The organism is Desulfobulbus propionicus DSM 2032 (assembly GCF_000186885.1).
Classification (GTDB): Bacteria; Desulfobacterota; Desulfobulbia; order Desulfobulbales; family Desulfobulbaceae; genus Desulfobulbus; species Desulfobulbus propionicus.
Genome location: NC_014972.1, coordinates 3,710,976 through 3,724,723 on the forward strand (window position 1 = coordinate 3,710,976; position 13,748 = coordinate 3,724,723).

11 protein-coding genes are annotated in these 13,748 nt (G+C 64.5%); 7 read left to right on the forward strand and 4 right to left on the reverse strand.

What is annotated here, in order from left to right; translation table 11 throughout:
- Nucleotides 1–15 precede the first annotated feature (15 nt).
- Entirely contained in the window at nucleotides 16–1,254 is a 1,239-nt protein-coding gene (locus DESPR_RS16205; RefSeq protein ID WP_015725881.1) for an exonuclease SbcCD subunit D C-terminal domain-containing protein, read from the forward strand.
- The gene (locus DESPR_RS16210; RefSeq protein ID WP_015725882.1) at nucleotides 1,251–4,913 is read left to right on the forward strand and encodes an AAA family ATPase; all 3,663 of its coding nucleotides are present in this window, start codon (nucleotides 1,251–1,253) and stop codon (nucleotides 4,911–4,913) included. The genes DESPR_RS16205 and DESPR_RS16210 overlap by 4 nt, the downstream gene beginning before the upstream one ends.
- On the opposite strand, the gene DESPR_RS16215 is transcribed toward DESPR_RS16210, so the two are convergent.
- The 4 genes from DESPR_RS16215 to DESPR_RS16230 all read right to left on the reverse strand — a co-directional run bounded on the left by DESPR_RS16215 (nucleotide 4,901) and on the right by DESPR_RS16230 (nucleotide 8,296).
- On the reverse strand, nucleotides 4,901–5,695 hold the full coding sequence (locus DESPR_RS16215) for an energy-coupling factor ABC transporter ATP-binding protein (protein ID WP_015725883.1): 795 nt from the start codon (nucleotides 5,693–5,695) through the stop codon (nucleotides 4,901–4,903). The genes DESPR_RS16210 and DESPR_RS16215 overlap by 13 nt on opposite strands.
- A complete protein-coding gene (gene cbiQ / locus DESPR_RS16220) occupies nucleotides 5,692–6,504 on the reverse strand; it encodes a cobalt ECF transporter T component CbiQ (RefSeq protein WP_015725884.1) in 813 nt (270 codons plus the stop codon). Before cbiQ ends, DESPR_RS16215 begins: the two co-directional genes overlap by 4 nt.
- A 91-nt stretch (nucleotides 6,505–6,595) precedes the next feature.
- Nucleotides 6,596–7,636: an energy-coupling factor ABC transporter permease gene (locus DESPR_RS16225; protein WP_015725885.1), complete on the reverse strand. Its 1,041-nt coding sequence runs from the start codon at nucleotides 7,634–7,636 to the stop codon at nucleotides 6,596–6,598.
- 285 nt (nucleotides 7,637–7,921) lie between these two features.
- Nucleotides 7,922–8,296: a diacylglycerol kinase gene (locus tag DESPR_RS16230; RefSeq protein WP_015725886.1), complete on the reverse strand. Its 375-nt coding sequence runs from the start codon at nucleotides 8,294–8,296 to the stop codon at nucleotides 7,922–7,924.
- A 234-nt stretch (nucleotides 8,297–8,530) separates the two neighbouring features.
- Between DESPR_RS16230 and DESPR_RS16235 the strand changes: the two genes are divergently transcribed.
- The 5 genes from DESPR_RS16235 (at nucleotide 8,531) to recA (ending at nucleotide 13,698) form a co-directional block, all read left to right on the forward strand.
- Complete coding sequence (locus DESPR_RS16235; protein ID WP_015725887.1) at nucleotides 8,531–8,902, forward strand: helix-turn-helix domain-containing protein; 372 nt, start codon at nucleotides 8,531–8,533, stop codon at nucleotides 8,900–8,902.
- A 91-nt stretch (nucleotides 8,903–8,993) separates the two neighbouring features.
- Nucleotides 8,994–10,046 carry a tRNA 2-thiouridine(34) synthase MnmA gene (mnmA, locus tag DESPR_RS16240; RefSeq protein ID WP_015725888.1) on the forward strand — a complete coding sequence of 351 codons (1,053 nt, stop codon included), beginning with the start codon at nucleotides 8,994–8,996 and terminating at the stop codon, nucleotides 10,044–10,046.
- The gene (gene mtaB / locus DESPR_RS16245; RefSeq protein WP_015725889.1) at nucleotides 10,043–11,377 is read left to right on the forward strand and encodes a tRNA (N(6)-L-threonylcarbamoyladenosine(37)-C(2))-methylthiotransferase MtaB; all 1,335 of its coding nucleotides are present in this window, start codon (nucleotides 10,043–10,045) and stop codon (nucleotides 11,375–11,377) included. Before mnmA ends, mtaB begins: the two co-directional genes overlap by 4 nt.
- Before the next feature lie 30 nt (nucleotides 11,378–11,407).
- Nucleotides 11,408–12,667, forward strand: coding sequence for a CinA family nicotinamide mononucleotide deamidase-related protein (locus tag DESPR_RS16250; RefSeq protein WP_015725890.1), 1,260 nt, complete (start codon nucleotides 11,408–11,410; stop codon nucleotides 12,665–12,667).
- Nucleotides 12,664–13,698, forward strand: a complete 1,035-nt coding sequence (gene recA / locus DESPR_RS16255) for a recombinase RecA (RefSeq protein WP_015725891.1) — start codon at nucleotides 12,664–12,666, stop codon at nucleotides 13,696–13,698. The genes DESPR_RS16250 and recA overlap by 4 nt, the downstream gene beginning before the upstream one ends.
- Nucleotides 13,699–13,748 lie beyond the last annotated feature (50 nt).

Genomic DNA, 13,748 nt, shown 5'->3' on the forward strand with positions numbered 1-13,748 from the left:
GATCCGTTCTCCGACATGCGGCTGATTCACACCTCGGATTGGCATCTTGGCCACCGCTTCCATGGGCGGCAGCGGCACGAGGAGCAGGGCCGTTTCCTGGACTGGCTGGTCGGCTCGATCGAGGAGCAAGGAATCGAGGCCCTGCTGGTGGCGGGCGACATCTTCGACACCACTGCCCCCGGCAGCCGGGCCCAGGCCCTCTATTATCGCTTCCTCCACCGGCTGGCCAGCTCCCCTTGCCGTCATGTGGTGATCACCGGCGGCAATCACGATTCGCCCGCTCTGCTCGAGGCGCCGCGGGAGCTGCTGCGCCAGCTGGACATCCATGTGGTCGGCATGGCCGACGGCAACCCGGACAAGGAGATCCTGTTGCTGCGCGATGGTCAAGGTCTGCCCGAACTGTTGATCTGCGCCGTGCCCTTTCTTCGCGACCGGGACATCCGCCAGGCAGCGGCCGGCGAGACCCTGGAGGAAAAAGGCCGGCAATTGCGCGAGGGCATCCGCGCCCATTACCAACAGGTATGCGAACTCGCCGATCAACGGCGCAGGGAGATCGACGCCAACCTGCCTCTGGTGGTCATGGGCCACCTCTTTGTGGCCGGCGGACGCACGATGGAAGGTGATGGCGTGCGCGAACTGATGGTTGGCGGCCTGGATCGGATCGACAGCAGCAGTTTTCCCGAATGGATCGATTATCTGGCCCTCGGCCATCTCCACCATGGTCAGCAGGTGGCCGGCAGCCCCACGCGGCGTTATTGCGGAGCACCGCTGCCGATGAGCTTTGCCGAGGCCGGTCTGCGCAAGGAAATCCTCCTCCTGACCACCCGGGGACGAGATGTGTCGGTAACGCCGTTGACCGTGCCGGTGTTCCAGTCCCTGGCCTCCTTGCACGGCGATCTGGACCAGTTGCTGGCTGGCCTCGCGCAACTGAAAATCCATCCCGACCCCGCCTGGGTCGAGCTGATTTACGAAGGGGAAACGGTTGTTCCCCGCCTGCGCGACGAGTTGCTGGCGGCGGTCGAAGGATCGGCGCTGAGCGTGCTGCGCATCCGCGACAGCCGCATCTATGATTATGTCCTGCGCCAGGCCCAGGAAGCGGAATCGCTCGATGATCTGAGCGTGGACGAGGTGTTTGAGCGCTGCCTGGAGAGCAACCATATCGAGCAAGGACAGCGGCAGATACTGCGCGGGGCCTTTGCCGAAATCGTGGCTGCTGTGGAACACGGGACCAGCGCCCCAGAGACGGCGCCATGAGGATCCACGCCGTCCGTCTGCGCAACCTCAACTCGCTGGCCGGAACCTGGGTCATCGACTTCACCGCTCCCGAATACACGGCCTCGGGCATCTTCGCCATCACCGGTCCCACCGGAGCGGGCAAATCCACCATCCTGGACGCCATCTGCCTGGCCCTGTTCGCCCGCACTCCCCGCCTTGGCCATATCAGCAAGGGCAGCAACGAGATCATGTCCCGCCGGACCGGCGACTGTTTTGCCGAGGTCGAATTCGAAACCCGGCGGGGCCGCTTTCGCTGTCACTGGGCCCAGCATCGCGCCCGCCGCAGTCCAGAAGGCGAGTTGCAGCCGCCACGGCATGAAATGGTCGACGCCACCAACGGCAAGGTCCTGGAAAGCCGCAGCAAGGAAGTCGGTCGTTTGGTGGAGCAAGTGACCGGCATGGATTTCGACCGGTTCACCCGCTCGATCCTGCTCGCCCAGGGGGAGTTTGCCGCCTTCCTCGAGGCCGACGCCGATCAACGCGCCCCGATCCTGGAACAGATTACCGGCACCGCCATCTATTCGCGCATCTCCATGGCCGTGCACGAACGGACCAGCGAGGAACGACGGAAAACCGAGCTCATCGCGGAAACCATGGGCAGTGTCTCGCTCCTGAGTTGTGATGAAGAGCAGGCCCTGACAGCGGCAATCAACGAACAGATGGCAACGGTGACCGCTCGACAGCGGCAGTTGGCCGAGCTCTCCCAAGCCCTGCACCGGATTGCCACCATCGAGTCGTTGCAGGTCCAGTTGGCCGAGACCGAGAGACTGCTGCTCGAACTGACCCGCCGCCGCGACGAGGACAAGGAGGTATTCCTCCGGCTGGAACGAGGCCTGCGCGCCCAGTCGCTGCTCGGCGACCACAACCGGCTCACCGAGACGGAAGGACGCCTGACCGGCCTGCGCGCCAAAAACGAGAGCCTGCGCGCTTCCCTGGAACAGCTCCGGGGGCAACAGCGGCAACGAGCCGAGGAATTGGCCCTGGCCGGTCTGCAACGGGAAGAACAGGCGACGCTGCAGCAACGGGAACAGGAGACGATCACCACGGTCTGCGCCCTGGACCTCCGCATCCACGAAAAGAGAAAACATCTCTCCCAGGCAACCGCCGCTCACCGACAAACCGCCCAGGAACGGGAACGGCTGCACCAACAGCGCCAGGAGCTGGACAAGCAGCTGATCGAGACAGACGCCCGTCAGCAGCAGCTCGACGCCTTTTTCCGTGCCCATGGAAATGACAGTCTGCTGGTGGAACAGTTGGCCGGGTATCGCCAGCAGCTGAACCAACTGGGAGGCAAGGAACAAGGCCTAGAGCGGATGGAACAACGGTTGCGGGAGCTGCGGACCAGCCGAACCGCGACCCAGGAGCAAATGGCCCGTCTCGGCGACGAGGAAGCGCGGGCAACCCAGACTCTAACCGTTTTGCGGCAGCGGCTGCGGTTACTGGAAACCCAGCGGGACGACCTCTTGGCCGGCCAGCCCCTCGCCGAATGGCGGCAGCAGGTAGAGGCCGAGGAGCTGCGACTGCGGCAGGTGGAAAAGGCCGCCGAACTGCTGCACCAGCAGCAACGCCTGGACATGGAGGCAGCAGCGCTTGACCGCCTGCTCCGAGACACCCAGGTTCGCATTGAGCGGGAGAAACACGAACTGCGGGCACTGGAAGACAAACGGTCGCTTCAGCAGCAGGTGGTGGCGCAGTGCGAGCGCAACCAGCAGCTGGCCCTGCGGATCCGCGGCTATGAACAAGAGCGTTCCCGGCTGGTGGAGGGACTTGCCTGCCCGCTGTGCGGCGCCACCCATCATCCCTTTGCCGAACATGGCGTGGAGGAGGCAATCATCGGGGACGAACCTGTTGCCGAGGCCCGCGCGGCCCTGGAGCGGATGACGACCGATATCGGCCAGCGGCGGGAGAAGTTGATCGGACTGGACAAGGACAGCGAACACGGCCAGCTGGCCCTGAACCGGGTGCGACAACAGCGATTGGAGCTGGAAGCAACGCTCACGCCGTTGCTGCCGCTGTTGGGCCAAACGGAGGATCGGTCCGCCGGGGCAACCCGGACCCTGGCACAGGGACGGGAGCGGATCGCCGCCCTGCGCGACCGCCTTCGAGCCGTCGAGGACCGGGAAAGCGAACTTCAGCGGCTGCGCGCCCAGCTGGAACAGCACACGGTCCAAAGCAGCGAGCTGCAGCAACAGGTGCAGACGGCCCGACACGCGCTGACAACCATCGACCAGGATCTCTTCCATCTGGAGGGACAGCGCGACGAGGAACGGGCCTGGATTGCAGACTGCCGCCGCATCCTCCGGGATCACCTCCGGCCCCTGGGCATTGACGACTGTCCGCCAGGACACGGCCACTCGCTGCTGCTGCACCTGGAAACCCGCCTGCGGAACTGGAAAGCGCAGCAAGAGCAAATGGATCGCCTGACTCGTCTCCGCTCCAATCTGCAAACGGAACGGGACAAACTCGACCTGCTGCTGACCACCACGATCGACCGGCTGGCACAGCAGGAGGGGGAACTGGAGCGGATGCGGCGGGAACAGGCCGGGTTGCTGGCGGAGCGGTTTGAACTCTACGGCGACCGCGATCCCACCATGGAAGAACAGCGGTTGAAAACCCTGGTGCAGCAGGCCGAGGCCAAGGAACAAGGTATCCGGAATCAGCTGATCGAGGTCGAACGGGAGCTGTACGGTCAGGGCGAACAGCTACGCCTGAACAGCGAGGAACTGGACACCCTGGGACCGCGGGTCCGCGAGTTGAAAACAGGTCTGCTGGCGCGGCTGGTCGAGGCCGGCTTTATCGATCGGGATGATGTTCTTGGCAGCCTGCTGGCGGACGAAGAGCTGGCGGAACTGGACAAACACCGGCAGACCCTGGACAGGGAACAGACCATGCTCACCGCCCGCCTGACCGAGCAACGCGCGGCCCTAGCCCGCGAGCAGGCCCTGCGGGACGAACGGCGCCAGGAGGAACTGGAGGCCGCGCAGGCAGCGGGGCAGCAGGAGCTGGAAGCGCTCCACCAGCGTATCGGCGCCGACCGGGAACGACTGGCGGTCAACGCCCGTCTCAAACTCCAGTTCGAGGCCCAGCAACAGGTCCTGGCGGCACAGCACCGGGAGCTGGAGCGCTGGGAACTGCTCCACCAGTTGATCGGTTCGGCCGACGGCAAGAAATTCCGCGTCTTTGCCCAAGGGTTGACCTTTGAGGTGATGATCAGCCACGCCAACCGCCAGCTGCGCACGATGAGCGACCGCTATATCCTCCTGCGCGACCCCAAGGAACCCCTGGCCCTGCAGGTGCTCGACAACTATCAGGCCGGGGAGATCCGCTCGACCCGCAACCTCTCCGGCGGCGAGAGCTTTCTCGTCAGCCTGGCCCTGTCGCTGGGGCTGTCGGCCATGGCCAGCCACAATGTCCAGGTCGATTCCCTCTTCCTCGACGAGGGCTTCGGCACCCTCGATGAAGAAGCCCTGGATGCCGCCCTCCAGACCCTGGCCGAGCTGCGTCAGGACGGCAAGCTGATCGGCATCATTTCCCATGTGCCCATGCTCAGGGAGCGGATCGACGCCCGCATCCAGGTACTGCCGGGGCCGGGCGGCCGCAGCCGTCTGCGCGGGCCGGGCTGCGCTCAGCTCGGCTGAAAGGAAGAGATGCCTTCAGGCGGATCGTCGCCGCTCCTCGCGCACCGGGGGCAGGCCTGCATGCGCAGCGGCCGTTCCAGATGGCTCCTTGCCAGCAACGGATCGTCGGTGAAGATGGCCGCCGTCGGTCCGTCGGCCATGACCCTCCCCTCATGAAGGACAATGGTGCGCGGACAAAGATCAAGCACCAGGTCGAGGTCGTGGGTGGCAATGATCTTGGTGTGCTGGAAACCCGCCAACAGGGCAATCAGCATCCGCCGGGCGCGCGGATCGAGATTGGCCGAAGGTTCGTCCATGACCAGGATGTCGGGCGACATGGCCAGCACGGTGGCGATGGACACCGCCCGTTTCTCGCCGCCGGACAGCTTGTAGGGTGGCCGGGCGCGCAGGTGCTCGATGCCTACCCGTGCCAAGGCGCGCTGCACGCGTATCTCGACCTCATCCGCCGGCAGGCCGAGATTGAGCGGACCAAAGGCGACATCCTCGGCAACGGTGGGCATGAACAGCTGGTCATCCGGATCCTGGAAGATCATGCCCACCGTGCGGCGGATGTCCCTGAGCGTCTCCTTGGTCAGGGGGAAATCGCCGATGCGCACGGTGCCGCTTTGCGGCGTCAGCGTGCCGTTGAGGTGCAACAGCAGGGTCGATTTGCCCGCCCCGTTGGCGCCGATCACCGCCACCGATTCGCCGTGATGGATGCGAAAGGAGATACCGCGCACGGCGGCGGTGCCGTCGGCATAGGTGTGGGCGAGGTCCCGGACTTCGACAATGTGGTGGCTCATGGCAGCGCCCCGGTGAGCAACCGGCCCAGCAACAGGCTGCAGTCATAGCGGCGCAGGCCAATGAGCACCAATCCGGCCAGCATGAACACCACCACGTCCCGCAGGGTCAGGCGCGGCGGGCGCCTGGTGCGGACGGTGCCGTCGAAACCTCGACAGAGCATGGCCTGATGAATACGCTGGGCCCGATCCAGGGTGCGCAGCAGCAGGCCGCCGAGCAGATGGCCGTAGGTTCGCATGCCCATGCCGCGCCCCTGAAAGGAGCGGAGCGCCCTGGCCCGATGCATCCGCCTTCCCTCCTCGATCAACACGAACAGATAGCGATAGAGCAGCAGCAGTTGCACCGCGAAGACCGTGGGCATGCCCAGCCGCTCCAGGGCCATGCAGACCGCGTTGAATCCGGTGGTGGCGATCAGGACCAGCAGGGCGCCGATGGTCAGGGAAAAACGCAGCAGAATGGAGCAAAAGGACAGCCAGCCGCCGGAGACAGCGAATGAACCGAGGTAGAGCTGAGGGTGCTGGTCGAGCAAGGGGTTGCACAGGCCCAGCAGGACGGCGAAGGGCGAGACCAGGACCAATCGTGTGAGGATCAGGGAGGCCGGCACGCGGCCCAGCGCCATGATCAGGCTGAGGCACAGGGCAAACGGTGCCAGGGCGGCCACCGTGTATTTGTCGAAGGAAACCACGCAAAGCACAAACAACGCCGCTATCAACACCTTGATCCGGGGATCGAGCCGGTGGATGGACGAATCCCCGGCAGCCAGCGCGTCGAGAGCGCTCAGGTCCACAAAGGCCGATTCGATCTTGGCCATCAGGAGCTTCCGTGCCGCCGTCCGCAACGCAAAGGGAACGGTGGTTGGGCGCCGCTGTTCCCGGGCGACCCCACTGCGGCGAACAAGGGTGCTAACGGGCCAGGGATCGTCTGCGGCACAGCAAGCCGACAACTACGGCCAAAAGCAGCGTCAGACCGCCACCGACCAGTCCCGAGGTGGAGGTGCCCTTGTCCACGGCCGGCCAGGAGGGCGCGGATTCCTCCCCGGCCGCCACCGGCCCCTCGTGGTTGACACGGAACGCATAGTCGGGCAGCACGGCGGTTTGCTCCTGCATCCTGGCGAGCAGAACATGGATGCCGTCCTGTGGCGGTTTCAGTTCTTCCTGGCCAGATGTCTTGGCCATGGACCATTCCAGGCCGTCAGGGGAGGAGGAAGCGAACCAGGAAAGCACGCCCCCGGTGAGCACGGCCGCGACCCCGAGGCCGGCCAGCACCTTGGTGATGGCCAGGGAGCCCAGCGGACGGGAGGCGGCGGCATATTCGAGGATCTCGGGCCGGGCCTTCCACACAAAGGAAATCACCGTAGTGGTGATCAGGCCTTCGACCAGGCCGATGGCCAGATGGATCGGCAGCATGGCGGCGAGAAAGGTTGTGAGCGGCAGGGCCGAGATGCCGGAGAGCACGGTTTCGGTCACCACCCCCAAGGCGCCTAGCTGCAGGCCAGCCACCGCCGCCAGGGTTGCGCCCAGCCCGATGCGCATGGGGTTCTTGCAATCGCCGGCGATCGGCCTGTAGATCAGGGGGTAGGCGATGAAACAGGGGAAGACGCCGAGATTGAAGATGTTGCATCCCAGGGCCAGCAGGCCGCCATCGGCAAAGAACAGAGCCTGCACGGTCAGCACCGAGGCGATGGCGAGAAAGGCCGCATAGGGGCCGAGCAGGATGGCCAGGAGCAGACCGCCGCCGAGGTGCCCCGACGAACCGGTGGCCGGGATGGTGAAGTTGATCATCTGGGCGGCAAAGACGAAGGCCCCCAGCACGCCCATCAGCGGCACCTTCCGCTCATCGAGGTCGCGCTGGACCTTTTTGGCGCACCAAGCGATGGTGCCGGCGGTGGTTGCCCACATGACGCCGCCAACGGCGGGGGAAAGCAAGGCATCGGCCATGTGCATGGTGAGTCCCTCCCGAGCAAAGATTAACAGCGCGCGCTGGCAGCCAATCGAACACAAACGAACACAAAGTAACACTAATCGCGCTTCGGTGTTATCGTGTTACAAAAACAATTTCTGTGTGTCAAATGGAAAATGCGTGGATGCGCCTTGGAGGGCTTGGCGCGAGGCATGCGCGCTCTTACGCGGAACGCAAGACGCACATCGAGGAAAGGGAAACGAGAGAATGCGAGGAAAGGCCGGCTTGCCGACAATGGCGAAGAATCATGGTAGGCCAGCAGCCAGACCTCAGGTGAACAGCACCAACAGCCAGACAACCATCGCGAACAGGATTGCCATGGAAACGGCGGCCGAGCCCAGATCCTTGGCCAGGCCGGACAGTTCGTGCCGGTCGACGCTGATGCGGTTGACCACCACCTCGACTGCGGTGTTGAGCAGCTCGACGATCAAGACCAGGATCAGGCTGCCGGCGAGCAGGGCCCGCTCCACATTGCTCTGACCGAGCCAGCAGGCCAGGGGCAGCAGGACCAGGCAGAGCAGCAACTCTTGACGGAAGGCCTCCTCATTGCGGAAGGCGGCGGAAATGCCCGCATAGGAGCAAGTCACTGCCCGTTTCAACCTGGCCAAGCCGGTGCCGTTCACTTTCTGCTGCTGTTCGGTCATATGCGCCGCGCCCTTGTCATGCGTCCGTTGTTGATGAACGCCGGGAAACCTCCCAGAGCGTTCCGATCCTGCTGGAAAATACACTATTATTTTCCTCTTTTCCAGGGACATTTCCGTTGTCGGACAGGGTGTATCGCGGGGCCATCCGCCAGCAGCCGAGGGGGAAAATGAATTGCCGCTCTTCGCACCTTGTGGTATCAGAGAATAAAGTAACTCTCCATCCTGGGCGGAATTATGAATCGCGAAACCTTCTCTCACTTGCGGGCAAAACTCGGCAAAACTCAAAAAGCGTTATCCGAGTTGCTCGGAGTTTCCCTGAAGGCCGTGCAAAGCTACGAACAAGGCTGGCGCTCCATCCCCATTCACGTCGAGCGTCAGCTGTACTTTCTGGTCGTCAACCAGCGCAGCGAAGGCCAATCCAAGCGCAAGGACTGCTGGGCCGTGAAAAAATGCGACAAGAAAAAGGAATGCCCGGCCTGGGAATTTCAGGCGGGACACCTGTGCTGGTTCCTCAGCGGCACCCGCTGCGACTGCACCGCAGACAAGAACTGGAAGGAAAAGATGGACATCTGCCGCACCTGCGAGGTCCTGACCTCGATGCTGTGATCCCGACTCGCTTGCCATTGATTTTCCGCTTTGCATTGATGGTCGTTCCTCTCGCCCTCTCACGCCCCTTTCGCCGCCCGCACGCTTCTCCATGGCTGTATTGAGCGTCGGGGTCGCCATGAGCGGCGGGGTCGATTCCACCATGGCCGCCTCCCTGCTGCAAGAGCAGGGGCACGACGTCCACGGGTTTTTCATGCTCCTGCCCCTGGCCAATCTGGAGGTCCAGCGACAGCGGGTGCGCGAGGTGGCCGACAGGCTGTCGATCCCCCTGACCGAGGTGGACCTGCGGCAATCCTTTGCCGAGCAGGTCATCGGCTATTTCAACCGCAGCTATCGCGCCGGGTTGACCCCCAATCCCTGCATCCACTGCAACCGGTCCGTCAAATTCGGCCTGCTCGCCGACACGATGCGCCACCAGGATCTGGAACGGATCGCCACCGGCCACTACGCCCGTGTCCAGAGCGTAGGTGACCGTTGTTTTGTGGCCCGTGGAAGCGACCGGACCAAGGATCAGTCCTACTTTCTCGCCCGGCTCGCCGCCGACCAGGTGAACACGCTCCTGTTTCCGCTTGGTGACTGGACCAAACAACAGGTCTATGCGCGGGCCGCTGCCCTGGGGTTCCACTTCAGCGGCGAGGAGAGCCAGGATGTCTGTTTTCTCAGCCAAGGGCTGGCCGCCTTTCTTAGCGAGCAGGGGATCGGCGATCTGTGCGGGCCGGTGGTGACTGCGGACGGCCGCCAAATCGGCGAACACCGGGGGGTCTGGCACTACACCATCGGCCAGCGGCGGGGTCTGGGGCTGCCGGATGTTACCCCCTGGTATGTGGTCGGGTTGGACGGTCCCGGCAACCGCGTCATCGTCGGCAAGCAGGACGATCTCTTCGCCACGCGCTGTACCGTGCATGCCTTGCGCTGGACCCACCAACCACCCGCCCTGCCTTGGCGAGGCTTGGTGCAACTGCGCTCCCGTCATACTCCGGCGATGGCTGCACTGGCCCCCAGCGGCCCGGAGCAGTGGTCGCTTGTCTTCGACACCCCGCAACGTGCCATCACCCCCGGCCAGTTCGCGGTCTGCTACGAGCATGATCGGGTGGTGGGCAGCGCGGTGATCGGAACGGGAGCCGACCTGGAGGAACGAACATGAAACGGATCGCCATCACCACCCTGGGCTGCAAGGTCAACCAGTTCGAATCCGCAGCCTTTGCCAGCGGCTTTGAGGCCCGGGGCTGCACCTTGGTGCCCTTTCAGGCCGAGGCCGATGTCTATGTGATCAACACCTGCACGGTCACCGCCAAGGCCGGCCAGCAGTCGCGGCAGCTGATTCGCCGGGTGCTGCACGAGCATCCTGGCGCACGGGTGGTGGTCACCGGCTGCTATGCCCAAATGGACCCGGAGGCGGTGTTCAGTCTCGCCGATCAACCTGTGGCCATTGTCGGTAACGGCAACAAGCATCTGCTGGTGGAGGCCGCCCTAGCCGAGTCCTCTCCCGATCTGGTGTTGCTCATGGGCCGGATTCGCGAGAAGAAGGAAATCTGCGACCTGCCGGTGACTCGTTTCCGCGGTCGCACCCGCGCCTATCTCCGCATCCAGGACGGCTGCGACAACTTCTGCTCCTACTGCATCGTGCCCTACACCCGGGGCCGCAGCCGCAGCCTACCCCTGACCAAAATCCTGGCACAGACAGCGGTCTTTGTCGACCAGGGCTACCGCGAACTGGTGATCACCGGCATCAATGTCGGCAAGTACGGGCTCGACCTGGACGAGGGCGAAACCATCTACAGCCTGCTGGCCCGGCTTTGTCGTGATTTTCCCGGCCTCCGCTTGCGGCTCAGTTCCATCGAGCCCACCGAGGTCAACGATCAGTTGCTCGACCTGATGTCCGGCTCCCCCAACTTCATGCCCCACCTGCACATTCCCCTGCAGAGCGGCGACGACCAGGTCCTGGCGCGGATGAACCGGCGCTACACCCGCGCCGAGTTTGCGGCGGTGATCGAGCGGGTGCACCAGGCCTTGCCGCTCGCCACCATCGGCTGCGACGTGCTGGGCGGTTTTCCCGGCGAAACCGAGGCCGAGGCCGACAACACCTACCGGTTGCTGACCGATCTGCCGGTCCACTATCTCCATGTCTTTCCCTACTCCCGCCGTCCCGGCACCCTGGCCGCCTCGCTGCCGCAGCAGCTGCCAGGCCCGGTCAAGGAGGCGCGGGTGCAGCGGCTGCGTGGTCTCGATGCGGCCAAACGGCAGGCCGCCTACCAGGCCAACTGCGGGCGCACCCACCAGGTGCTGGTGGAGCGGCGGCAGGCGAAAACCGGTCTGTTGCAAGGCTTCTCCGAAAACTATGTACCGATCCTCTTTGCCGGCGGTTCAGGCCTGATCCGTCAGGTGGTGCCGGTGCGCCTTGTTGCGGTCGAGGACGGTCAACCCAGGGGAATGATTGCCGAAGACCTGCTTGAGGAAAGTCGCCAAACCAGGTAAGGTGCGCCCTCAACCTGTGAGGAGACTCCCATGATCGGAGAGATCATCGCCATCGGCGACGAGCTGACCTCGGGCCGCATCACCAACACCACCAGCGGCCATGCGGCGCGGCAACTATTCCTGCTCGGCCACCGGATCCGGGCCATGCATACCATCGGCGATGACGCGGAGTTGATCGGCGCGACCCTCAAGGCAGCGATCGCCCGCTGCGACTTTGTCCTGGTCACCGGCGGCCTGGGGGCCACCACCGATGATCTGACCAACGAGGCGGTGATCGCGGCCCTGAACCTCAAGTCCGCCATCCATCCCTGCGTCCAGGCCAATATCGAATCGCGCATGGCCAAGACCGAGGGCAAGGCCGCGGTGTCGCTCGCCAAACTGGCCCATTTGCCCGAAGGCGCCGAGGTGCTGGACGACGACTGCCGGATGGCCGGCTACCTGCTCCGCTTTCAGGGCAAGCCCATCTATTTCCTCCCCGGCGTGCCGCCGCAGATGGAGATCCTGCTGCGCGACAAGGTTCTGCCTGGGTTGCAGCGTTTCGACGGTGGCCGTGCCGTGCCCGTGTGCCAACGGGTCTACCGCACCTGCGGCCTGTACGAGATCGAGATCAACCAGCGGTTGCACACCTTGGAGCGCAACGGGGTGCAGATCGGCTACTACCCGGTGGGCGCCGAGGTCCATGTCAGCCTGACCGGCCACCACCTGGAAGGCGGCATGGACGATCCGCTGTTTCGCCAGGCCGACGCCCTCATCCGCGAAGCCCTGGGCGAGCACATCTACGGCATCGATGAGGAGACCCTGGCATCGGTCACCGGACGGCTGCTTCAGGAGCGGGACCTGCTGCTCGCCACCGCCGAGTCCTGTACCGGCGGTCTGATCGGTGCGACCCTCACCGAGGTACCGGGCAGCTCCCGGTGGTTCAAGGGCGGGGTGATCGTCTATGCCAATGCGCTCAAGGAAAACCTGCTCGATATTGCCCCCGATCTGCTCGGCCGCCATGGGGCGGTGAGCGCGGAGACGGCCCGGGCCATGGCCAGCGGGGCTCTGCAAAGATTGGGTTGCGACATCGCGGTGGCCGTCACCGGCATCGCCGGCCCCGAGGGCGGCACCCCGGACAAACCGGTGGGGACGGTCTACCTGGGACTGGCCTACGGCAACACGGTGATCGACCGGCTGTGCCGTTTCCACGGCTCCCGCCGACAGATTCAGGAAAAGACCGCGCAGACGGCAATGGATATGGTCCGCCGGGCGTTACTTGCGAGTGAACAGAGTGAAAGGAGAATGCGATGACAGCATCCAATGACAACAGTGAAGGCCGCCTGAAAAGCGTCGACAACGCCATCACCCAGATTCAGCGGCAGTTCGGCAAGGGCGCGATCATGCGCCTGGGGTCGACCGAACGCGAAAATATCCCGGTCATCCCCACCGGCATCCTGTCGGTCGACCTCGCCCTCGGTGTCGGCGGCCTGCCCCGCGGCCGGGTGACCGAGATCTACGGTCCCGAGGCCTCGGGCAAGACCACGCTCGCCCTGCATGTGATCGCCGAGGCCCAGCGCCGCGGTGGCAACGCCGCCTTCATCGACGCCGAGCACGCCCTGGACACCAGCTATGCCGAACGGTTGGGCGTGGACGTGGACAATCTGCTCATCTCCCAGCCCGATTTCGGCGAGCAGGCCCTGGAAATCGCCGAAATCCTCATCCGCAGCGGCGGCATCGACGTGGTGGTGGTCGACTCGGTGGCCGCCCTGGTGCCCCGGGCCGAGATCGACGGCAATGTCGGCGACCAGCATGTCGGCCTCCAGGCCCGGCTGATGTCGCACGCCATGCGCAAGTTCACCGGCGTGCTCAACCGCACCAACACCGTGCTCATCTTCATCAACCAGATCCGGATGAAGATCGGGGTGATGTTCGGCAACCCCGAGACCACCACCGGCGGCAACGCGCTCAAGTTCTACAGCTCGATCCGCATCGATATCCGCAAGACCACCCAGATCAAGGAAGGCCAGGACGCCATCGGCAACCTGACCAAGATCAAGATCGTCAAGAACAAGGTGGCCCCGCCCTTCAAACAGGCGGACGTGGACATCATCTACGGCGAGGGCATCTCCCGCACCGGCGACGTGCTCGATCTCGGCGTGGCCCAGGGCATTGTCGATAAGAGCGGCGCCTGGTATGCGTATCAGGACGAGCGCATCGGTCAGGGCCGGGAAAATGCCAAGAAGTATCTCAAGGAGCATCCGGACACCCTGGCCGACATCGAGCGCAAACTGCGCCTGGCCTTCGGCATGCCCGTCGACGCGGAACCACCCGCCAGCGCGTAAGCCGGTTCCACGCCGCGTTCCTCTCCGGGATCGTCCGCCCCCGTGGCGTG